This window comes from Stenotrophomonas sp. STEN022, assembly GCF_056760155.1.
Window position 1 is genome coordinate 1 of the sequence record NZ_JBRREG010000090.1, and the last position, 20563, is coordinate 20563.

Here is a 20563-nt window from a genome sequence, read left to right on the forward strand (position 1 = left end):
CCCCACCCCCCACCCCCCCCCTCCCCCCCCCAACCACCCCCCCCGGGCCCCCGCCCCCCGTGGGGGGCCGGGGCCGCCCCCCCCGCTCCCACAACAGCCATGGGCGCTGCGGGCTCCGCAGGCGTCGCCGTTGCCAGCCCCGCCTGTTTACGCAGGGCCTTCAATTTGTCCAGGCTGATGCTCATGGCAGCAGGTCGACGGCCTCGTCCATGACGATGGTCGGCACCTGATCGCATCGCTCGGCCGACAGCAGCGACAACACGATCAATGCTAGGGAACGCGGTGTTGGTCCCTTGTCATCTTCCTGTGCAGCCAGCACCGGGCCAACACAGGCCGGGCAACCTGCATTGCAGTCACAGCGCTCCACCAGCTCCAACGCGCGCTGCACCAGCTCGCCCTGCCGTTGCCACAGCGGTTCGCTCAGGCCAACGCCACCGGGGAAGTTGTCGTACAGGTACACCGTGGGGACGAAGCTCTGCATCAGTTCCACTACGGCTTCGCCGGCTTCATTGCCGCGCAGCTGGCCACGGCCGGTCTGGTCGGCGACCGCAAACCAGGCACCATCACCATTGCCAACGGCTTTCTGCAGATCGCGCGCATCGGCCATTACCGCGACGGTGGCGACGATGTGCAGCGCATAGGCGGCGCCGAGGAAGCCATCCAGCGCATCCTGCTTCTGCGCGAAACTGCGCAGCAACGTCGCCTGCGGCAGCTGCCACCACACCGAGGTGGTGTGCAGTTCCTGGTCGGGCAGGTTGACCGGGCCGTAGCCGATGTTCTCGTGCGTGTAGTAGCGGATCTTCTTGTAACCGGCCACGCGCCGCACCACGTGGACTTCGCCATGATGCGAGTCGCCACGGCCGGCGCCGTCGCCATCAAAGCGATCCAGCACTTTCAGCTTGGTGTAGTCGATGCTGTCGGTGTAGTAGTCGACGTGCGTGCGGGTTACGTAGGCTTTACGTCCATCCCAGTCCAGCCGTTCCACTTGATACGGCGTGCTCTGCACCATGTGGATGGCGCCTTCGTACAGCGTCAGCGCAGCGGCGGAATAATCCACCTCGGCGATGATCTGCTGCTTGCCGTCGCTGCGGTCCACCACCACGAAGTTGCCATCGGCCACCGCGCGCAGGCTCACTGCGTTGGCGGGATAGCTGTCGGCAATCCATTCCCAGCGATCACCTTCCTGATGCACTACTTCGGTCTCGGCCAACGCCTGCAGGAATACCAGCGGATCGATCGGCCCGAACGGCTCGTCGGCCAGGAAGGGCAACTCGAACGCGGCACAGCGGATGTGATCGAACAGGATCAGCGGCTGGTCCGGCGAAATTCGTGCATGCTCGGGCGTGGCATTGGCGAAGAAATCCGGATGCCGCACCACGTACTGGTCCAGCGGTTGGCTGCTGGCGACCATCACGCCCAGCGCGGCCTGTTGGCGACGACCGGCACGTCCGAATCGCTGCCAGGTGGCGGCGACACTACCCGGGTAGCCATTGAGGATGACCACGTCGAGCGCACCGATATCCACGCCCAGCTCCAAGGCCGAGGTGCTGACGATGCCGTCGATGTTGCCGGCGCGCATCGCCCGTTCCACCTCGCGACGCTCGGTCGGCAGATAGCCGCCGCGGTAGGCGCGGATGCGTGCCGGCTTGCGCGGGTCGTTGTCGAAGATGTCTTTCAGGTACTTGGTCAGCACCTCCACCATCAAGCGCGTCTGCGCGAACACCAGCGTCTTCAAGCCACTCTTGATCGCAATGCGGGCAATGCGGTTGGCCTGCGAACGTGCCGATGCACGCAGGCCGAGATCCGGGTTGATGACCGGTGGATTCCACAGCAACACGTGCTTGGGCCCGGTGGGTGCGCCGGATTCGGTGATCGCATGCACGCGCTCCTCCACCAACGCCTCGGCATGCGCATGCGGGTTGCCGATGGTGGCCGAGCACAGGATGAACTGTGGTTGCACGCCATAGAACGCGCAGATGCGTTTGAGCCGGCGGATCACATTGGTGACGTGGCTGCCGAACACGCCGCGGTAGGTATGGATCTCGTCGATCACCACATAGCGCAGGTTCTCGAAGAACTGCGCCCATTTGGTGTGATGCGGCAGGATGGCCTGGTGCAGCATGTCCGGGTTGCTGACCACGATGTCGCCGTGCAGACGGATGGCCTGTCGCGCGTCGCCGGGCGTATCGCCGTCGAAGGTGAACGCCTTGACGCCGAGGTCACCGGCGCGGTTGAGCTCCAGCAGCTCGGCGACCTGGTCCTGCGCCAGCGCCTTGGTCGGGAACAGGTACAAGGCCTTGGCATTGCCCTGCATCGCCGCACTGACCACCGGCAAGGTGTAGCACAGCGATTTACCGGAGGCGGTAGGCGTGACGATGGCGACGTGCTCGCCGCGCTGGGTGGCGTCCCAGGCCTCGGCCTGGTGCGAGTACAGCTGCTCGATCCCGCGCGCCTTCAATGCGGCTTTCAGCGCCTCGGGCACATCATCGGGAATCGGCGCATAGCTGCCTTCGCGGCCGGGAAGGGTGAAGCTGCCGGTGACCCGGTCCTTGTAGCGCCGGGCCAGGCGCTGGCCAAGCAGCGAGCCGTCACGCGAGGGCAGGCCATCGGTGGTTGCCAGCGCCCGTTCGCTGGCTTCGGTGCGGGGAGCGAGGGAAAACGCCATGCACGCAACTGCCGATCAAAGAACATATGGAAGCATATTGGTGTCTCACGCCGTGAGACCCATTGGGATTACGACATGCTGAACGAACGCCGGTGTTCCAACAAAATGTGAAGGACTGCCTGCGTATGCTGCAGGCGACGCGCAACAGGCAGGGTGGGTGGCTGTGGCATTACCGGCAAAATGGAGCATATGGTTGGCCGGCATGATGCTGGCGGGGACGGCGCAGGCACAGCAGGCCGTGCCTGCAAGCACAGCGGCCTCGCCCCCCGGGGCCGTGGTGGTTCAACCTGAAGATGCCGACAACGCGCAAGCCGATCCGAGCGATGTCGTGGAGGTGCCGGTGCAAGGCAACGTCACCACCCTGGGCGAAGTGCGTGCCATCAAGCCCGAGGACGACGAACCGCTGGACCTGTACCGCTTCAAGAACCCGGTGCAGGCCGCGCCCAACCGCTTCAGCAAGAACTGGAGCGAGCCGCCTTCGCCTGAGCAGGTCGGCATTAGTGGCGGTTACCTGATGATGGGCATCGGCTACGGCTTGATGAAGGCCGGACAAGGCCTGAACAAGCTCACCGGCGGCCCTGACCAGATCCAGTCCGCCATCGCCCGGCCACCGCCGGAGCTGACCGAGCAGGAGCGGCAGCGGGCCGCCGAATACTGTGCGGTCAATGGCTGCACAGCGCCCGCACGCTGAAGCCGGACTGTTCCCGGCGTGGCGGTTGGCTGCGCTGGAACGGTGTCAAGTCGAGCGATATCAGCCGGTTCCGATTAAAGTAGCGCTCATGGATAACCAACAGATTCCCGGTGGCCTGCTCATTGCCATTGAAGGCATTGATGGCGCTGGCAAGACCACGCTCGCCCACACCCTGGCCCAACACCTGCGCGCTGCAGGGGCACAGGTCGTGCTGGGCAAGGAGCCGACCAATGGCCCTTGGGGCACCCGCCTGCGTGCCACCGCCGCCACTGGCCGGCTGAGCCCGGAGCAGGAGGTCGAATACCTGCTGCACGACCGCCGCCAGCACGTGGAAGAGGTGATCGTCCCTGCCTTGGCCCGTGGCGAGGTCGTCATCCTCGACCGCTACTTCCCGTCGATGGTCGCCTACCAGGGCGCTGCCGGTTTGCCGCTGGACGAGATGCTGCAGGCCAATGACTTCGCGCCGCGCCCAAATTTGCTGCTGTTGCTGGACCTGCAGCCGGAGCAGGGCCTGGAGCGCATCCGCGCCCGTGGCGACAAGCCCAACCACTTCGAGACCGCGCAGAACCTGGAACGTTGCCGACTGATCTTCCAGCAGCTGGAGCTGCCCAACAAGCAGATCATCGACGCCAGCCGCAACGAAGCCGAGGTGTTGCGTGATGCGCATGCGGCGATTGCCGCGGCGTTGGCCCTGCGCGTGGGTGAACATGGCGCGCAACTGCTGCAGAACGTGCAGGGTTTGGAGCTGTAGAAAGCAGCCGTAGCTGGCAGCGCCCGCATCCCACCTTGTGGGAGCGGCATCAGCCGCGAAGCTGAGGCTGTTGAAGCGCAGGTAGCGTGTGCCATCTGCTGATGTACGTGCTTCGCGGCTGACGCAGCTCCCACAAACAATGAGAGCCTCCGCTTGTCGCGCTTGGCATCCAATAAGCACATGACTTCTTCGTCTCAACGCCCACGCGCCAAGCCCAATGCCGCACCGGCAGCGCAGCTGCATCCCCGCAACCGCCACCAGGGCCGCTATGACCTGGTACGGCTGGTCGCGGCGAATCCGGCCTTGCGTGCGCACCTGATCCGCACCCCGGCCGGCACTGAAAGCATCGATTTCAGCAATCCAGCCGCCGTGCGCGAGCTCAACCGCGCGCTGCTCGCCAGCGACTACGGCATCCAGCATTGGGATATCCCGGACGGTTACCTATGCCCGCCGGTGCCGGGACGCGTGGACTATGTGCACGGCCTTGCGGATCTGTTGGCTGCTGACAACAACGGCGTGATCCCACGCGGTCCCGCGGTGCGCGCGCTGGACATTGGTGTCGGCGCCAACTGCATCTATCCCTTGTTGGGACAGGCCGAATACGGCTGGCATTTCCTTGGCAGCGATATCGATGCGGATGCGTTGCAGGCCGCCAATGCCAATGTGCAGGCCAATGGCCTCGGTCAGATCATCGAACTGCGCCAGCAGCATGCGCGTGGCAATCTGTTCGCCGGCCTGCTGCAGGCCGAAGAGCGCTTCCACCTGACACTGTGCAACCCGCCGTTTCATGCGTCGGCCAAGGAGGCGGCACAGGGCAGCCAGCGCAAGCTGCGCAATCTGGGCAGCGTGCAGACAGGCAGCCGCAAGGCGCCTGCGCTGAACTTCGGTGGCCAGGCCAACGAGCTGTGGTGCACCGGCGGCGAGGCCTCGTTCCTGCGGCGGATGATCCGCGAAAGCGTTGATATCCAGAATCAGGTGCTGTGGTTCAGTTCACTGGTGGCCAAGAGCGAGCATCTGGCCGATATCCACAAGCAGCTGGGCAAGGTTGGCGCAGCCGAGGTACGTGAAGTGGCGATGGCGCAGGGCAACAAGCAGAGCCGCTTCGTTGCCTGGAGTTTCCATTCAACCGCTGTGCGCAAGGCGTGGTTGCAGGCAACGCAGGCCTGAATCGTCAGGCCGTAGCCCGGGTAAGCGCAGCGCACCCGGGAAGCAGGGAACACAACGTCCGTCCGACCTCGCGCCAACAGCCCCGGGTGCGCTGCACTTACCTGGGCTACATGAGCCAATCGCACTTCGCTCAATTGCAACGCTGTGTGGTTTCAAACCGGCTTCAAGCCGACACGCCGGCCAGTACCGCGTACATCACCACGAAGGTGACCAGGAAGAAATAGATGAAGCCGATGAAGCTGTAGCGCAGCAGCGTCAGGATCGGGTTGCCGCCATAGACGCGCTGCTGCATCCAGAACAGGTAAATCGGCACCGACAACCACAACAGCGCGTACAGCCAACCACAGAGCGTGCTGACCGCTGCGCTGCCGATCGCACCACTGATACCGGCGATGAGGAAGGTGCTCAGCAACACCAGCATCAACCAGCAGTGGCTGTACAAGGCCACTACCAGGTGTTCGAGGTAGCCCATCTGCCGCTGCCGGATATAGGCAACGCGCAACACCAGCGCGAAGATCGGCATCAGGAAGAACAGCGCGCCGGGCAGTGAGGTCAGGATGGCCTGGACATACAGATCGGTCTTGTTGCCCATGCGCTCGACGTTGGCTTGGCCGTTGGCCAGCCGACGATTGAGCCAGTTGCTGACGAACTTCGGCCAACCAGCGAGCACGACGGGATTGGTTTCAGGGTCCCAGGGTTTGCCGTTGATCGGTACATTGATAAAGACGGCCTTTTTCTCTGCACTGACACGTTCGGCAGCCTCGTCAGCACGCGCCAGCGCCGAGTCGGTAGTGCTGCGTTCGGAGGGCGTTGTCTCCGCTTCGAGTTCCGCGCGGCGTTGCGCGGCTGACGTATTGACCGCAGCCATGGCCACCGCGAATGCCGCGGCGGCAGCGGGCGTCACCTTCTGCTGCTGCTCCAGCTGCGCTACCTGCGCCACGCGCATGGCTTCCACCTCGGCCACGGTTTGGGCCTTGGCGTAGGCTTGGTCAGCGTTGTTGCCGGTGCTGAAATCGTCGCTATGCAGGGTCAGCTTGCCGACGAAGAAGGTGAACAGGGTGAGGATCACGAACAGCCGCAGCGGCTGCACATAACCGACGCGCTGGCCCTTGAGGAAGTTGACGGCGATCCGGCCGGGCACCAGCAGGTCGCGCAGGGTACGGAAAATGCGCCCATCCAGATGCCAGAACGATTCGAACACCTCCTCGACCGCATGCCCGAAGTTCTTCAGCGGGTTATGCGCCGACTGCCCGCAGCCATGGCAGTAGCGGCCCTGCAAGGGCGTGCGGCAGTTCTCGCAGGCGCCGTGTTCGGAAGTGGAATGCACGACTTCGGTCTGGCTCATGGCTGGCGCGGCGGGCAACGGTTGGAAGCCGCATACGATAGCGGGGTTTTGCGGCTCCGTTCAGTATCAGTTCAAGAAAAATTCAAAACGAAGTAAAGCCCCTCTCCCGCCTGCGGGGGAGGGGGTGGGCTGGGAGAGTTCTTGGCGCGGACATGAAAGCAAAACCACGAGGCCCTCAACCGCCCCGCACCTTCCGATGCCACAGCGCATTGACGATCACCCAGCGTCCGTCAAACCGACCCATCTGCAGGTGATCGATGAACCAGGGGCTCTCCAGCCGCACCGTCGCAATGTCCTCGTCCACCTGCAGCACCGTCACCGTCCGCTGCCATTGTTCGCGGGGCGTCTTCAGCGCGCCCTCGCGGGTGAAGCGGATCAACTCGTCCGAGCTCATCCGGCCGAGGCCCAGAGTTTCATTGGGGTTGGCAACCAGATTGCGCTTGGCGAGATCCGGATGCAGCGCCCGCGTCACCCGCGCGACATCGCCTTCCAACTGCCCATCCATGTAGTCGTAGGCGGTGGCCTGGATGGCCTGCAGGGTAGCTGCATCCGGCGGGGCCGCCAGGGCATTACCGGTAAAGCAGAGCAATCCCACGACAAGCACACGTAGTGCAGCTGACAGCATGGCCGGTTCCTGATGGGTGGTGGTTGGGGAATCGTGGCAGTTGCGGCCGGGGATGCAATGGGCTGGAGGTCATTTGCCGTTTTGCTGAAACTGCGTTGGGAACGATGGGCTGAATGTGTTCAGTTCAAAGATGCGGTTTGGCAAACGGACAATGCTGGGCGAAGATTCGAAACGGGACGGCATTGGGAATTGCAGGGAATGCAAATAGAAACTGTTGCGATGGCGGTGCCGGTGGAGAACCGGCGCATCAACTACGTATTGGTCGATCACGAGAACGTCCAGCCGACCGATCTGAATCTGCTTGATCGTGAGGATGTCCGTCTCTGGGTATTCGTTGGTGCCGCGCAGACCAAACTATCGTCGGAACTGGCAATCCAGATGCAGGTCATGCGCGAGCGCGCCGACTATGTGCGGATATCTGGCAATGGTTCCAATGCCTTGGATTTCCATATCGCCTTCCATATCGGTCAGTTGGCGACAGTCGACCCACGTGGGTTCTTCCACATCATTTCCAAGGACACCGGGTTCGATCCTCTGGTACAGCATCTGAAGACGAAGAAGATTCTTGCCTGCCGTTCGGCAGCGGTTGGAGACATGCCGCTGTTCAAGCCCGTACTTGCCGACCAGCCTATGGTGTCTGCGTCAAAGGCAGCTGAAAAGGCGAGTGCGAAGAAAGTGACGGTTGTAGTTGAAAAAGCTTCACCCCCCGCCAAGAAGCCTGCGGTTGCCGTGGCCAAGAAGGCCGTACAGGCAAAAGCGATGTCCGCAGCAGAAAAGCTTGTTCGAATGAAGGCGTTGTTGGCCAAGATGACAAGTGGGAAGCCTGGAACTCTGGCAGCGTTGAAGAAGCACATCGCGTCCAATTTTCAGAATCAGATCAATACTCAGGAGATTGATGCGCTGATCGCGGGTCTGAAGAAGGCGGGCACATTGAAGGTTGATGGCACCAAAGTGATGTTCAGCTGAGTTCGGTGCGGTGGTTACATTGTTGAAGCGTCTGTGCTGTTGTCGCCTTGATTGCTTGGAAAGCCCCCGCCGAGCATGGCTCGGCACTACAGGAGGCAGAAATCAGAACGCCACGCATTGCGTGGCGTTCTGATTTCAATAATTGCGGCAAGCCATCAAGGCATTACGGGGGGCGTGTATGCCAAGGTCGCACCCAGTGCCCACAACAGCAGCAGCACCAGCGGTGTGTGCACCAGCAGCTGCACGAAGGTGAAGCCGATCAGGTCGCGGGCCTTCAGGCCGAGTACGCCGAGCAGCGGCAGCATGTAGAACGGGTTGATCAGGTTGGGCAGGGCTTCGGCGGCGTTGTAGATCTGTACCGACCAGCCGAGGTGGTAGTGCAGGTCGTTGGCTACCTGCATCACGTACGGCGCTTCGATGATCCACTTGCCACCGCCGGAGGGGATGAAGAAACCCAGCACCGCCGAGTAGCTACCCATCAGCAGCGCATAGGTGTCGTGGCTGGCGATCTGGGTGAAGAAGGTCGAGATGATGTGGGCCACGCTATGGCCTTCGCTGCCGTTGACCGTGGTCATGATGGCAGCGATGGAGCCGTACAGCGGGAACTGGATCAGCACGCCGGTGGTTGATGGCACGGCGCGTGAGACCGCATCGAGAAAGCTGCGGGGGCGCCAATGCAGCAACGCACCGACCATCAGGAACAGCAGGTTGTAGGTGTTCAGGCCGGAGCGACGTCCCCCCGCTTTCAGTAGCGGAGCTGTTTGGAGCCCGGCTTTATCGTAGCGGTTTCACCGCCAGCTGTTGGGCATAGGCGGCAGGCGTTAGCCCGCCGAGCGATTTCTTCGGCCGCTCTTCGTTGTACTCCCGCCGCCAGCGCTCGATCTCGGTGCGCGCGTGCAGCAGTGTCGGGAACCAGTGTTCGTTGAGGCATTCGTCGCGCAGGCGTCCGTTGAACGATTCAACGTAAGCGTTCTGATTCGGCTTGCCCGGCTGGATCAGACGCAGCGACACGCCACGTTCGTGCGCCCAGGCCACCATTGCCTTGCCGCAGAATTCCTTGCCGTTATCGGTCCGGATCACCTTCGGCAGGCCACGGCTGAGTGCCAGGCGGTCCAGCACGCGGCTGACGCCGTGGCCCGAAATCGCACGCTCGACCTCGATTGCCACCGCCTCGTGGCTGGCGTCATCCACAATCACCAGACACTTGATGACACGGCCGTCGGCTGTGCGATCGAAGATAAAGTCCATCGACCACACCTCGTTGGCCGCAACCGGACGAATCAGTGGTTGCCGTTCGCCCAGGGGCACCTTCTTGCGCTTGCGCCGCCGCACCTGCAGTTTCGCCTGCTGATACAGCCGCTCGACGCGCTTGTAGTTCACGACCTGGCCGCCTTGCCGCAGCTTGAGGTAGATCATGCCCACCCCGTAGCGCTTGTGCCGATGCGCCAAGGCCTGGATCTGCGCCCGCAGTTCTACATTGCGGTCCGGACGAGGCGTGTAGCGCAGTGCGCTGGCACTCATGCCGACCACGCGCAGAGCGCGCCGCTCGCTGAGTCCTTTTCTTGCCATGTAGCGCACCTGCTCGCGTCGGGCGGGTGCGCTCACCATTTTTTTCGCAGCACGTCCTTGATCACCTCGTTCTCGAGGACCTGCTCGGCCAACAGCTTCTTCAACCGCGCGTTCTCGGTCTCCAGTTCCTTCAGGCGCTTGGCCTCCGACACATTCATGCCGCCGAACTTGCTGCGCCACAGGTAGTACGACGCCTCGCTGAAGCCGTGCCGACGGCACAGCTCCTTGACCGGCAGCCCGGCCTCGGCCTCACGCAAGAAGCCGATGATCTGCTCTTCGCTGAAACGCTTTTTCACGTCCAATCTCCTTCTCGTTGGGGATTGGACTCCAAAGCAGCTTGCTACTCAATTGAGGGGGGGCGTCGCTCCTGAAGCGACTCCAGCAGACCAGCTTCCAGCGGAAGCTCGAGCATCACACCGCGTTCTGGGTCCAGCAACATTAGAGGCATAGTCACCGCCTGTTTTAGATAGGCGTCCCATAAGGGACTGGCGCTAAAGGTAGCATGCTGAGGGCGGAGCAAAGCTGAGCCAGCACGCGCTGAAGGACTTGCTGCCGCTAAAAGCTCCCTCAGGCTCAGCGGCCTGGCGATCGCTTCAGCTACCTAGGGATTCGGTGAGAAATGGCTACGCACTGAGCCGCTGCGCGGCCCCGCGATGTCGAAAACCCACGCATGAACCCCCGATCTGTGCCCGATCTGTGCCCAAAGCGGCGCTTGCGCGGCCGCTTCCTACCCGCCAGACTCGCAAAAAAGGGCGGTTGAACTTCCTATACCCGAGGCCTAGTGCGTAGATGAGCATCCGGAAGTTGCACGACAGCTTCTGGTGAAGGAAATTCGGGGGTGCTGTTCGAAACCGACACGCCTCGGCTTCACGATCTGCGAACACCTCCGTGGGCGCCGGGACAATCGTCTTGGCAGTTGGCCATTGGACAGTTACTTTTTAGCGTCGAGTCGCTATGGTTTTTAACCAGTTGTGCTTGACTGAAAAACTCTATCTAGTTAGCCTTGAATGATCATGTCCATCGCACGGCGCGACTGGGCCACCGGGGTGTCGGTGTGTGAAGATTGGACTTGGATCATGCAAGTGCGTTCGACAGTTGCGCGCCTCGTCACCTTCGCCACGTTCTGGCTGGCGCTGACGGGCGGCGCGATAGATGCGTTGTCCCACGGGGCGCCGGCGGTTCTGCTGGCAACATGGATAAGCCTCGGGCTGTACCCGGCGACGCGACCGGAAATCCGGCTTGGGTGGACAGTCCTGTACGTGCCCTACCTCCTGCTCCGCGGCTTTTGGGGTGGTCTGGATGTTGCGCGTAGAGTTTTCGACCCACGTCTGCCGGTCCGGCCCGGCTGGTTCCGGGTTCCGCTCTCGTCGACGATCCCCGAGGTGAACGCCGTGCTCGGCGGGGTCGTGAGCGTCCTGCCCGGCTCGCTGGCCGCAGGGGTCATCGGGGGCGCGCTGGAGGTTCAAGCGCTCGACATCGACGCTTTCGACACGCGCAGCCTGGAGACAGAGGAGCGCCGCGTGCTGCGCCTCTTCGGTGTCCCGGTCGTCGCGCAGAACCACGCCGGAGAGAACCATGGATACAGTTGACCATTTCATGATCGCTGCCATCGCCCTGCTGCTCACGCTGGCGCTGGCGCTCTTCCGCGCCTGGCACGGACCACGCGCGATCGACCATGTCATGGCTGCGCAACTCATCGCGACCAGCGGGGTCGGCGTGGCTCTGACGCTGGGCGCGGCCAGGGACGACGCCTCGATGCTGGACGCAGCGTTGGTGGCCACGGTGCTGGCGTCGGTCGCAATTCTCGCCTTCGTGCGGGAGGGCGGGAGCAAGGGGCGCAAGCCGGGAGACACACGGCCATGATCCTCATGGACTACCTCGTGCCCGCGCTTCTTTATGTGGGCGTGTTCTTCTATGCGGCTGGATCTTTGGGGCTGCTCCGGTTCCAGGATGCCGAATCGAGGCTACACGCGCTCACCAAAGCCGACAACGTCGGGCTGGGATTCGTGGCGCTCGCCGCCGCGTTGCACTGGGGCTCAGTGGCCGCCGCGCTCAAGATCGTCGCCGTCTGGCTATTCGCGCTCATGGCCGCCGGAGCAACCGCGCAGCTGATGGCGCGCCGCGCGAAGTCCTCGGCCGAGCGGGGCTCGGACGAATGACACTGGCCTTCGACCTGATCCTTTGTCTGATGATCATCGGCACTGCCGCCGCGGCGCTGCTGTTGCAGAACGCGCTGGCGGCGGTCGTCTTCTTCATCGTGCTCGGGAACCTGCTCGGTCTGGCATGGCTGGCGATGGACGCTGTCAATGTCGCGATGGCGGAAATCGCCATCGGAGCGGGCGTCACCGGAGTTCTGCTGATCCTGACGCGGCAACGGCTGAATGCGCTCGGCGACGATCTTGTCAGCGCCGAGAATCCCGGCTGGCTCCGAGCCGGTGCGCTCGTGGCCTGCGCTGGCTTTACGGCGTTGATCGGATCCGCGGTTCTGAGTATCGCACCCGCCGACGATCTGGGTGGGTCGATCGCCGCACTGATGCCAGGCCTCGGCATCGAAAACCCGGTGACTGGCGTGCTTCTGGCCTTTCGCGCCTACGATACGTTACTGGAAGCCTTCGTCCTGCTGGGCGCCCTCATCGCGGTCTGGTCGCTCGCGCCGCGCGGCGCGTGGCCCCACGCTCCCGCGGCGCTGGCACTCGCGGAGTACGAAGGACACGCCGTGGCGGCAGCCTTCGGTCGGCTGCTCCTGCCCCTGGCGCTGATCCTGGCGGTCTACCTTGTCTGGGCGGGGTCAGACCTGCCGGGCGGCGCGTTCCAGGCCGGAACCGTGCTGGCGGGCGGTCTGATCATCGCCGCGATCGGCGGCGTGATCTCATGGCCGCGGGCGGACGACTTCTACCTCCGCGTGGCTCTCGTGCTTGGACCGGCGGTCTTTCTCATCATTGGCGCCGCGGGCATCGCCCTCGGCCGGTTCTTGTTCTACCCGCCAGGCTTCGAGAAGGCCTTCATCGTCGCCATCGAATACGGCCTTGCGCTGTCGATCGGCGCCACCCTCGCGCTGCAGCTGGCCGGACCGCCGGTGGCGCCCGGTCGCAAAGGTTGACCGCTGCATGACAATGCTCCTGCATATTTACCCCTTGACTGGCGTGGCTCTGGTGGGGCTCGGGCTCTATGGCTTCCTGATCCTGCGCCATCCGCTGCGTCAGATCCTGGCCGTCAACGTGGTCGGCGCAGGGATCTTCCTGATCCTGGGAGGCCTTGGGCGCGGGGCTGCCTCGACCGATCCTTTCCCGCAGGCGCTGGTGATCACCGGGATAGTCGTCGCCGTGGCGCTCACAGCCTTCGGCGCGGCGCTGATTCTGCGCGTGGTCGAGGATGAGCGCGCGCCGAACGACGCAGCGGCGGTCAAGACAACCGAAGACCTCACATGAGCCCGCTCGACCTGCTTGTTGCGGCGCCGCTCGGCTTCATGATCGCGGCGCTGCTGCTTGGTGCATGGGCGCGCTGGTCGCTGCTGGCGGCAATCCCGGTCATGGCAGGTCTGGCGGTCTGGCTGCTGCTCCTGCCAGCGGGCTCGGCACATGTGGTCGGCGACTGGAACCTGCCCCTGGGCGTTCAGTTGCGCGCGGATGGGCTAGCGCAGATGATGGTGGGCGCCACTGCCGCCTGCGCCTCGCTCATCGGACTGTATGCGCTTCACGAATTCGCACCCGGCCCGGACAGATCGGAGACTGCCCACGGCTTCGCCTTCTGGCCGCTCTTCTACCTGTTATGGGGTGGAGCGAATGCCGGATTCCTGAGCACCGATCTCTTTAATCTCTACATAGCGCTGGAGATGGTCAGCCTGGCGGCGGTGGCGATGGCGGCGATGGGCTCGCTGCGCGCCGCCTTGCGCTACTTCGTGATCGCTCTGGTCGGATCACTGGCCTACCTGCTGGGCGTGGCCCTCCTGTTCTCGAACTATGCGACGGTGGATCTGACGCTTCTGGCCGCGACGGCGCGGCCTGACCTCGCGACAAAGACGGCGCTCGCAGTGATGACGGCAGGGCTGCTGATCAAGGCGGCGGTCTTTCCGCTGCACGGCTGGCTGCCGCCGGCCCATGCCGCAGCACCCGCTCCCGCCAGCGCCCTGCTGTCTGCGATCGTCGTGAAAGTGGGATTCGTGATCCTGCTGCGCCTTTGGTTCGAGGCTTTCCCGACCATCGTAGCTCCTGCGGGGCTGGAGGTGCTCGGCTGGCTCGGTGCGCTGGCAGTCCTCTACGGTTCCGTCCAGGCGATCCGGCAGAACGTCCTGAAGGCCCTCGTGGCTTATTCGACCGTGGCGCAGATCGGCTATCTCCTGCTGGCGTTCCCCCTGGTTGCCACGGCGGCGGGGACCGGGGGGGCCTGGGCCGGGATGACGATCCACGCCGTCGCCCACTTGCTGGCCAAGGCGGCGATGTTCCTGGCCGCCGGGCTCATGCTCGAGGCCGTGAACGGCAAGCGCCTCGAGGACTTGCGTGGCCTTGCGCGGGCGATGCCGTTGACCGTCGCAGCCTTCGGGCTGGCCGCGGTGTCGCTGATGGGCCTGCCGCCCTCGGTCGGCTTCATCGCGAAATTCCTCCTGCTTGAGGCGGCGGTGGAGCAGGGCGCCGTGTTCGCGGCCGCAGTGCTGCTCATCGGCGGGTTGCTGGGCGCAGTCTACCTGTTCAGCCCGCTGGCCTGGACCTTCGCCGGCAGCGATACGCCGGTGGTCGTGTCGAGGGCCCCGCTGCGCACCGCCGCGCCGCTGGCGTTGGCGCTTCTCGCCGTGTCTCTGGGGTTCGCCGGACAGGCGATGGTCGAAGTCACCGCCGGGGCACCTTGGGCCGGGCCGCCGACGGCTGTGGCGGTGGATGTCCGATGATCCATCTCCTGCCCCTGTTGTTGGTCTTCCTGCCACTCGTTCCGGCACTCATCAGCTTCGCCCTGCCATACCGCATGGCGGTATGGCGCGACGCGATCAACATCAGCTTCGCCCTGATCAAGCTGGCGGTCGTGGGCTTCCTCCTGCTGGCAGCGCGCGAAGGCGTGATCACGGAATGGCGCTACGAGTTCCTGCCGGGCCACGACTTTATCCTCCGACTCGATTCCATCGCACTGCTGTTCATCACCCTCTCGGCCTTCCTGTGGTTGATCGCTACGGTCTACTCGATCGCCTATTTCGGACGCGGCCCTCACCTGGCGCGCTTTTTCGGGTTCTTCAACCTCTGCGTCCTCGCGGCGACCGGCGTGGCCATGTCGGGCACAACGATCACGTTCTTCCTGTTCTACGAGCTCCTGACGCTGGCGACATGGCCGCTGGTCGTCCATAAGGGTGACGAGAAGTCCCTGCGCGCGGGGCGCATCTACCTGATCTATACGCTGGCAGGCAGCGCCGCCTTTCTGGCGGGCATCGTCTGGCTGAAGTCGCTCGTCGGCACGATCGAGTTTACGGCACCGCCTGATCTGTCCGGCATCCCGCGGCTTGAACTTACGCTTATATTCATCCTTTGCATCGGCGGGCTCGGCGTGAAGGCGGCGCTCATCCCGTTCCACGGGTGGTTGCCCGAGGCGATGGCCGCTCCTGCGCCGGTCAGCGCACTGCTGCACGCTGTGGCCGTGGTCAAGGCCGGTGCGTTCGGGATCGTGAGGATGATCTACGACGTCTACGGTATCGACACGGTGTCGGAGCTTGGCCTAGGCACACCGCTTGCCGTGTTGGCTGGAGCGACGATCCTCTACGGTTCGTTCCGCGCCGTGATGCAGACCGACATCAAGAAGCGGCTGGCCTATTCGACGGTCAGCCAGGTCAGCTACATCATTCTCGGGGCCAGCCTGATCGGTCCCTTCGCGATCATCGGCGCGTTGGTGCATCTGGTGCATCAGGGGATCATGAAGATCACTCTCTTCATGTGCGCGGGCGCGCTGGACAACCGGATGGGGATCAAGTCGGTGGCGGATCTCGACGGTGCCGGGCGGGCGATGCCGGTGACAATGGCTGCATTCAGCATCGGCGCGCTCGGCATGATCGGTGTTCCGCCGACGGCAGGCTTCATCTCGAAATGGCACCTCGGGTTGGGCGGGCTGCAATCCGACGCGCCTTGGGTCATCGCCGTTCTGGCGGGATCATCTCTACTGAACGCGCTCTACTTCCTGCCGCTGCTCTACCGCGCTTGGCTGCTTCCGCCATCGGCGAAGCTGGCATCGGTGCGGGAACTGGACGGCGCCTGGAACCGGATGTTGATTCTCCCCGCCGCGATAACCGCCCTAGCCACACTCGCTGCCGGAGCGTTTGCGACCTTCCCGTTCAGCCCTCTGAGCTGGGCCAAGCTGATCGCAGAGAGTGGCTACCTGAAATGACAGTCGCACCCAGCCTTCTTCTGCCGGTCGTGATCCTCTGGCCGATCCTTCTCGCCCTTCTGTGCCTGTTACCGAAGCTGGGGCCGAGGATGCTGTTGGCGCTGCCGCTTGCGCCGCTGCCGGCACTCGCCGCCGTGTTCCTGGCGCCGCGAGACCAAACTTTGAGCGTGACATGGGTCCTTCTCGACGGCGGGCTCCGTCTGACCGAACCGGGAGTGCTTTTTCTGAGCGGCGCCGCGGTGCTGTGGTTCTGGGCCGGAGTCTATGCCCTGCGCTACATGCGCGGCGATCCGCGTGCGCGGACCTTCGCCCTGTTCTGGATGCTTGTTCTTGCGGGAAACCTGGGTGTATTTCTGGCCGCGGATTTGGCGAGCTTCTACGTGTTCTTCGCGCTGGTGTCTCTGGCCGCCTATCCGCTCGTGATCCACGATCGCAAACCCGCGTCGATGCGGGCCGGCGCCGTCTACATCATCCTTGCCGTGATTGGCGAAACCGCGCTGCTGGCCGGTTTTATGATCGGCGCCCATGCGGCAGGCGGCACGATCCTAATCGACGAGATCCGCGACAGCCTCGCCGCCCCACGAGCCGACCCGCTGGTCCTGTGGCTAATGATCGCGGGTTTCGGCATCAAGGCGGGTCTGGTCCCGCTGCATGTCTGGCTGCCGGTGGCACATCCGGCAGCGCCGGTCCCGGCCTCGGCGGTACTTTCTGGCGCCATTGTGAAGGCGGGTATCTTCGGGCTGGTCACGTTTCTGCCCTGGGGCAGTGCTTGGCCGATCAGCGGAACGTTGCTGGCCCTGGCGGGGTTCAGCGGGCTCTTCGCGGCGGCGCTTTACGGGGCGATGCAGGGCAATCCAAAGACCGTGCTGGCCTATTCCACCGTCAGTCAGATGGGGCTTCTGATGGGCGTGATGGGCGCGGCGCTGGCGGCGGGCCTGTCAGCGGCTTCGGTTCTGCCGGCGGTGGCGCTTTATGCGCTGCATCACGGGCTGGCCAAGGGCGCACTGTTCCTGGGTGTCGGCGTTGCCGGCAAGGCCCGGGGTGTGGTGCGAGGCTTGGTGATTGCGGCACTGGCGATGGTCGCCTTGTCTGTGGCGGGGTTGCCGCTGACCGCTGGGGCGCTTACGAAATCGGCAATCAAGGGCGCCGCAGGGGACTTTGGTGCGACGTTAATCGGCCTTTCCGCGCTCACCTCCGGGCTTCTGCTGGCGCGTTTTCTATTTACTCTGCCTAAGGCTGAAAAGGAAGATCGCCTGCCCGGTCTGATGGTTGTGCCGATGGTGGCGCTGGCCGCCACTGCGCTCGCACTGCCGTGGTCACTTTATGCTGCGGTAACGGGCAAAGCACCCTATGGGACGATCGACTTCTTGGCACTCGGCGTTAGCGCCTGGCCCCTTGGGCTCGCGGCGGTTCTCGTTATCGCCGCGTTGGGAATTGGACTGCGCGCCCCGTCGCTGCCCGAAGGCGACCTGCTCGGCTCGGTTGCGAGGTTCAACGCCCGTGCGGTCGCCGCAGCCCAGGCCGCCGCATCGGTGGGCGGATCGGACAAGCCGGTCGAGACCGCGCGCACCTGGCCGGAGATCTGGGATGGGCTGGAACGGCTGGAGCGGCTGATCAACGACCACGCGGCGAGCTCGGTCACCCTGATCCTGATCGCGTTGGGCCTGTTCGCCGCGCTTGCCTGACCGAAGCGCGCCGTCCCGCCACGGTCTAGATGCAACGGAAATGGAGGGTGCAGCCGCTGCGCGAGATCGTCGCCAACGCCGGTGAGGAGCCGAGCGTCGTCGTCAACAACGTCAAGTCCGGCACCGGCAACTACGGCTACAACGCCGCCACCGGCGAATACGGCGACATGGTGCAGCTGGGCATCCTGGATCCGACCAAGGTGACGCGCAGCGCGCTGCAGCACGCCGCGTCGATCGCCGGCCTGGTGATCACCACCGAGGCGATGATCGCCGAGCTGCCGAAGAAGGAAGCCGCGGCCGACCACGGCCATGGCCACGGCGGCGGCATGGGCGGCATGGATTTCTGATCCGGTTGGCCCGGTCGTCAGGGAACCGGGCCGCGCCAGCGCGGTCCGATCCCGGCAACGACCCGACATCAAGGCCCCAAGGACGGGGCCGGAGCCCGGCAGCGATGCCGGGCTTTTTGTTGTGCCCGCGCCGCGGCAATGTCTGACGCGAAGATCAGAACGCACCGATACGAACGTGCGAACACAGGCGCAACACTGAGCAGCCGTCCCCGCACCGGAGCGCTGCGTGCCGCGCCTCGCCACATCCCGGCGGCAAGCCGCGGGATGCGCGCCACTGCCGTCCGCCCACACCGGTTCGCGGTACGCGCGCCACGCGCCCGAGCGCACGCTGCTGTACGCGTTGGTAGAGGCGCACTACCCGGACTTCATTGTACGGATCGAAGCGGAGGGCCGCTCGCTGCCCGGATATGTCCGCGAGGCGTTCGATGCCTACCTGCGTTGCGGCGTGCTCGAGCACGGCTTCCTGCGGGTGGTGTGCGAGCACTGCCGTGCAGAGAGGCTGGTGGCCTTCTCCTGCAAGAAGCGCGGGTTCTGCCCGAGTTGCGGCGCGCGACGCATGGCCGAGTCGGCGCGGCACCTGGTCGAGGAGGTGTTCGGCCCGCGGCCTGTGCGGCAATGGGTGCTGAGCTTTCCGTACCCCTTGCGTTTCCTGTTCGCCAGCAAGCCAGAAGCCATTGGCCCGGTGCTGGGCATCGTGCAGCGCGTGATCGCCGGCTGGTTGGCCGATCAAGCCGGCATCGACCGCGCCAGCGCCCAGTGCGGTGCGGTGACCCTGATCCAGCGCTTCGGCAGCGCGCTGAACCTGAATGTTCACTTCCACATGCTGTGGCTCGACGGCGTGTACGACGCGAACGTCGAGCCCCCGCGGCGCAAGCCGCGCCTGCGCCGCGCCCCCACCTCTGCGCAACTGACGCAGCTCGCCAACACCATCGCGCATCGCGTCTGCCGGCACCTGTCGCGCCGCGGCTGGCTCGAAGGCGAAGACGAATCCGTGTTCCTGTCCGACAGCGCGGGTAGCGACGACGGCATGGATGGGCTGCGGATGAGTTCGATGACCTACCGCATCGCCACCGGTCGCGACGCTGGCCGCAAGGTCGTCACGCTGCAAACATTGCCCGGTGACGCAGGCTCGCTGGAGGGCGATGCCGGCAAGGTCGGCGGCTTCTCGCTGCATGCCGGCGTGGCCGCGGAAGCACACGAAAGCCACAAGCTCGAAAAGCTGTGCCGCTACATCACGCGCCCGGCGATCAGCGAGCAGCGGCTGTCGATCTCACCGCAGGGTAGGGTGCGGTATCAGCTCAAGACGCCGTGGCGAAATGGGACCACGCATGTCGAATGGGATGCGGTGGACTTCATCGCCAAGCTGGCGGCACTGGTCCCGCCACCTCGCGCGCATCTCACCCGCTTCCACGGCGTATTCGCCCCGAATGCAAACCTGCGTGCGCAGCTGACGCCCTCGGGGCGCGGCAAGCGGCCTGCGGGCGATGCGGCGCCGGTTGACGCAAGCGCCCACGACGAGCCGCGCAGCCCCGAGCAGAAGCGCCGTGCGATGAGCTGGGCGCAACGGCTCAAGCGGGTCTTTTCCATCGACATCACCACCTGCGCCCACTGCGGCGGCGCGGTACGGATCGTCGCCAGCATCGAGGAACCCACCGCCATCCGCGCCATCCTCGCCCACTTCGAGAAGCACGGCGCGCTGGAGCAAGCGCACTACCGGCCCGCAGCGCGCGCCCCGCCGCCGGCCGCGTGACGAGGTGCCGGCCACACAGCCGGCAGCCAAGCCAGAGTCCGATCCGATGCGGCCACGACCCCGCAGGGCTGCGCTCGGCCCTGTGCCGGGATTCGGTGAGAAATGGCTACGCACTGAGCCGCTGCGTGGCCCCGCGATGTCGAAAACCCACGCATGAACCCCCGATCTGTGCCCGATCTGTGCCCAAAGCGGCGCTTGCGCGGCCGCTTCCTACCTGCCAGACTCGCAAAAAAGGGCGGTTGAACTTCCTATACCCAAGATACCGCCTACGTCTTCTTCGGAAGGCCGGTAAGGGTGAAATGGTGCGGTAAGAGCGCACCGCGAGTCTGGCAACAGACCGGCACGGCAAACCCCACCTGGAGCAAGACCAAATAGGGATCCTTTGGCGCGGCCCGCGTTGGATCCGGGTAGGTTGCTTGAGCGTTGCGGTGACGTAACGCCTAGAGGAATGACTGTCCACGACAGAACCCGGCTTATCGGCCGGCTCCGCCTCTTTCTTACGGTAGGCCGAGCATGGCTCGGCTCTACAGTAGAGCCGAGCTCCTATGTTCGTGGGGGCCGCGGGGGGGGGGGGCCGCGGGCGCCCGGGCGCGAAGGCGGGGGGACCGGCCGGGCCGGGCGGGGGGGGGCGCCCCCCCACGCCGG

At 64.6% G+C, this 20563-nt stretch carries 17 protein-coding genes, 1 other RNA gene and 2 pseudogenes; 15 read left to right on the plus strand and 5 right to left on the minus strand.

The genetic code is table 11. The features are described from left to right. Nucleotides 1-181: 181 nt before the first annotated feature. Entirely contained in the window at nucleotides 182-2665 is a 2484-nt protein-coding gene (locus ACVOMF_RS16675; protein ID WP_481510265.1) for a DEAD/DEAH box helicase, read from the minus strand. 202 nt (nucleotides 2666-2867) lie between these two features. Between ACVOMF_RS16675 and ACVOMF_RS16680 the strand changes: the two genes are divergently transcribed. The 3 genes from ACVOMF_RS16680 to rlmF all read left to right on the plus strand — a co-directional run bounded on the left by ACVOMF_RS16680 (nucleotide 2868) and on the right by rlmF (nucleotide 5274). Further along, nucleotides 2868-3356, plus strand: coding sequence for a hypothetical protein (locus ACVOMF_RS16680; protein ID WP_481510277.1), 489 nt, complete (start codon nucleotides 2868-2870; stop codon nucleotides 3354-3356). A gap of 88 nt (nucleotides 3357-3444) precedes the next feature. After that, nucleotides 3445-4107, plus strand: coding sequence for a dTMP kinase (gene tmk / locus ACVOMF_RS16685; protein ID WP_481510266.1), 663 nt, complete (start codon nucleotides 3445-3447; stop codon nucleotides 4105-4107). Between the two features lie 180 nt (nucleotides 4108-4287). Further along, entirely contained in the window at nucleotides 4288-5274 is a 987-nt protein-coding gene (gene rlmF / locus ACVOMF_RS16690) for a 23S rRNA (adenine(1618)-N(6))-methyltransferase RlmF (RefSeq protein WP_481510267.1), read from the plus strand. 163 nt (nucleotides 5275-5437) lie between these two features. Here rlmF and ACVOMF_RS16695 read toward each other — a convergent pair whose 3' ends face one another. Together ACVOMF_RS16695 and ACVOMF_RS16700 are read right to left on the minus strand one after the other, a co-directional pair. Continuing rightward, nucleotides 5438-6619: a DUF3667 domain-containing protein gene (locus ACVOMF_RS16695; protein WP_481510268.1), complete on the minus strand. Its 1182-nt coding sequence runs from the start codon at nucleotides 6617-6619 to the stop codon at nucleotides 5438-5440. A gap of 175 nt (nucleotides 6620-6794) precedes the next feature. Beyond that, nucleotides 6795-7244, minus strand: coding sequence for a nuclear transport factor 2 family protein (locus tag ACVOMF_RS16700; protein ID WP_481510269.1), 450 nt, complete (start codon nucleotides 7242-7244; stop codon nucleotides 6795-6797). 33 nt (nucleotides 7245-7277) lie between these two features. Between ACVOMF_RS16700 and ACVOMF_RS16705 the strand changes: the two genes are divergently transcribed. After that, nucleotides 7278-8210, plus strand: coding sequence for a PIN domain-containing protein (locus ACVOMF_RS16705; protein ID WP_481510270.1), 933 nt, complete (start codon nucleotides 7278-7280; stop codon nucleotides 8208-8210). A 155-nt stretch (nucleotides 8211-8365) separates the two neighbouring features. Here the strand turns inward: ACVOMF_RS16705 and ACVOMF_RS16710 are convergent. Together ACVOMF_RS16710 and ACVOMF_RS16715 are read right to left on the minus strand one after the other, a co-directional pair. Next, nucleotides 8366-8938, minus strand: a pseudogene (locus ACVOMF_RS16710) (TIGR00366 family protein); the annotation flags it as partial. Nucleotides 8939-8984: 46 nt separating this feature from the next. Beyond that, nucleotides 8985-10075, minus strand: a protein-coding gene (locus tag ACVOMF_RS16715) for an IS3 family transposase (protein ID WP_149500787.1) whose coding sequence is annotated in 2 segments (ribosomal slippage) — nucleotides 8985-9817 and nucleotides 9817-10075 — 1092 coding nt in all. Because the reading frame shifts where the segments join, the coding sequence is not laid out codon by codon here. Nucleotides 10076-10786: 711 nt separating this feature from the next. Between ACVOMF_RS16715 and ACVOMF_RS16720 the strand changes: the two genes are divergently transcribed. The 11 genes and pseudogenes from ACVOMF_RS16720 (at nucleotide 10787) to rnpB (ending at nucleotide 20410) form a co-directional block, all read left to right on the plus strand. Further along, complete coding sequence (locus ACVOMF_RS16720; RefSeq protein ID WP_481510271.1) at nucleotides 10787-11368, plus strand: Na+/H+ antiporter subunit E; 582 nt, start codon at nucleotides 10787-10789, stop codon at nucleotides 11366-11368. Next, entirely contained in the window at nucleotides 11355-11642 is a 288-nt protein-coding gene (locus tag ACVOMF_RS16725) for an MrpF/PhaF family protein (RefSeq protein ID WP_298849983.1), read from the plus strand. The genes ACVOMF_RS16720 and ACVOMF_RS16725 overlap by 14 nt, the downstream gene beginning before the upstream one ends. After that, nucleotides 11639-11938, plus strand: coding sequence for a cation:proton antiporter (locus ACVOMF_RS16730; RefSeq protein WP_264227066.1), 300 nt, complete (start codon nucleotides 11639-11641; stop codon nucleotides 11936-11938). Before ACVOMF_RS16725 ends, ACVOMF_RS16730 begins: the two co-directional genes overlap by 4 nt. After that, nucleotides 11935-12879 (plus strand): Na(+)/H(+) antiporter subunit B, encoded by a 945-nt coding sequence (locus ACVOMF_RS16735; RefSeq protein WP_481510272.1) that lies wholly within the window; start codon nucleotides 11935-11937, stop codon nucleotides 12877-12879. Before ACVOMF_RS16730 ends, ACVOMF_RS16735 begins: the two co-directional genes overlap by 4 nt. 7 nt (nucleotides 12880-12886) lie before the next feature. Continuing rightward, nucleotides 12887-13207, plus strand: a complete 321-nt coding sequence (locus ACVOMF_RS16740) for an NADH-quinone oxidoreductase subunit K (RefSeq protein WP_264227064.1) — start codon at nucleotides 12887-12889, stop codon at nucleotides 13205-13207. Continuing rightward, the gene (locus ACVOMF_RS16745; RefSeq protein WP_481510273.1) at nucleotides 13204-14661 is read left to right on the plus strand and encodes a complex I subunit 5 family protein; all 1458 of its coding nucleotides are present in this window, start codon (nucleotides 13204-13206) and stop codon (nucleotides 14659-14661) included. Before ACVOMF_RS16740 ends, ACVOMF_RS16745 begins: the two co-directional genes overlap by 4 nt. After that, nucleotides 14658-16136, plus strand: a complete 1479-nt coding sequence (locus ACVOMF_RS16750) for a complex I subunit 5 family protein (protein WP_481510274.1) — start codon at nucleotides 14658-14660, stop codon at nucleotides 16134-16136. The genes ACVOMF_RS16745 and ACVOMF_RS16750 overlap by 4 nt, the downstream gene beginning before the upstream one ends. After that, the gene (locus tag ACVOMF_RS16755) at nucleotides 16133-17821 is read left to right on the plus strand and encodes a complex I subunit 5 family protein (protein ID WP_481510275.1); all 1689 of its coding nucleotides are present in this window, start codon (nucleotides 16133-16135) and stop codon (nucleotides 17819-17821) included. The genes ACVOMF_RS16750 and ACVOMF_RS16755 overlap by 4 nt, the downstream gene beginning before the upstream one ends. Nucleotides 17822-17874: 53 nt before the next feature. Next, a pseudogene (locus tag ACVOMF_RS16760) lies at nucleotides 17875-18168 on the plus strand (TCP-1/cpn60 chaperonin family protein); the annotation flags it as partial. Nucleotides 18169-18394: 226 nt separating this feature from the next. Beyond that, entirely contained in the window at nucleotides 18395-19918 is a 1524-nt protein-coding gene (locus ACVOMF_RS16765) for an IS91-like element ISCR5 family transposase (RefSeq protein ID WP_481510276.1), read from the plus strand. A gap of 187 nt (nucleotides 19919-20105) precedes the next feature. Beyond that, an RNA gene (gene rnpB, locus ACVOMF_RS16770) (RNase P RNA component class A) lies at nucleotides 20106-20410 on the plus strand. Nucleotides 20411-20563 lie beyond the last annotated feature (153 nt).

Excerpts from the sequence above, each read along its gene's own strand:
- ACVOMF_RS16735 (WP_481510272.1), top strand. The coding sequence starts at position 11,935 with ATGACACTGGCCTTCGACCTGATCCTTTGTCTGATGATCATCGGCACT.
- ACVOMF_RS16755 (WP_481510275.1), top strand. The coding sequence starts at position 16,133 with ATGACAGTCGCACCCAGCCTTCTTCTGCCGGTCGTGATCCTCTGGCCG.
- ACVOMF_RS16675 (WP_481510265.1), bottom strand. The coding sequence starts at position 2,665 with ATGGCGTTTTCCCTCGCTCCCCGCACCGAAGCCAGCGAACGGGCGCTG.
- ACVOMF_RS16725 (WP_298849983.1), top strand. The coding sequence starts at position 11,355 with ATGGATACAGTTGACCATTTCATGATCGCTGCCATCGCCCTGCTGCTC.
- ACVOMF_RS16680 (WP_481510277.1), top strand. The coding sequence starts at position 2,868 with ATGATGCTGGCGGGGACGGCGCAGGCACAGCAGGCCGTGCCTGCAAGC.
- ACVOMF_RS16700 (WP_481510269.1), bottom strand. The coding sequence starts at position 7,244 with ATGCTGTCAGCTGCACTACGTGTGCTTGTCGTGGGATTGCTCTGCTTT.
- ACVOMF_RS16740 (WP_264227064.1), top strand. The coding sequence starts at position 12,887 with ATGACAATGCTCCTGCATATTTACCCCTTGACTGGCGTGGCTCTGGTG.
- tmk (WP_481510266.1), top strand. The coding sequence starts at position 3,445 with ATGGATAACCAACAGATTCCCGGTGGCCTGCTCATTGCCATTGAAGGC.
- ACVOMF_RS16730 (WP_264227066.1), top strand. The coding sequence starts at position 11,639 with ATGATCCTCATGGACTACCTCGTGCCCGCGCTTCTTTATGTGGGCGTG.
- ACVOMF_RS16695 (WP_481510268.1), bottom strand. The coding sequence starts at position 6,619 with ATGAGCCAGACCGAAGTCGTGCATTCCACTTCCGAACACGGCGCCTGC.
- ACVOMF_RS16745 (WP_481510273.1), top strand. The coding sequence starts at position 13,204 with ATGAGCCCGCTCGACCTGCTTGTTGCGGCGCCGCTCGGCTTCATGATC.
- ACVOMF_RS16750 (WP_481510274.1), top strand. The coding sequence starts at position 14,658 with ATGATCCATCTCCTGCCCCTGTTGTTGGTCTTCCTGCCACTCGTTCCG.
- rlmF (WP_481510267.1), top strand. The coding sequence starts at position 4,288 with ATGACTTCTTCGTCTCAACGCCCACGCGCCAAGCCCAATGCCGCACCG.
- ACVOMF_RS16720 (WP_481510271.1), top strand. The coding sequence starts at position 10,787 with ATGATCATGTCCATCGCACGGCGCGACTGGGCCACCGGGGTGTCGGTG.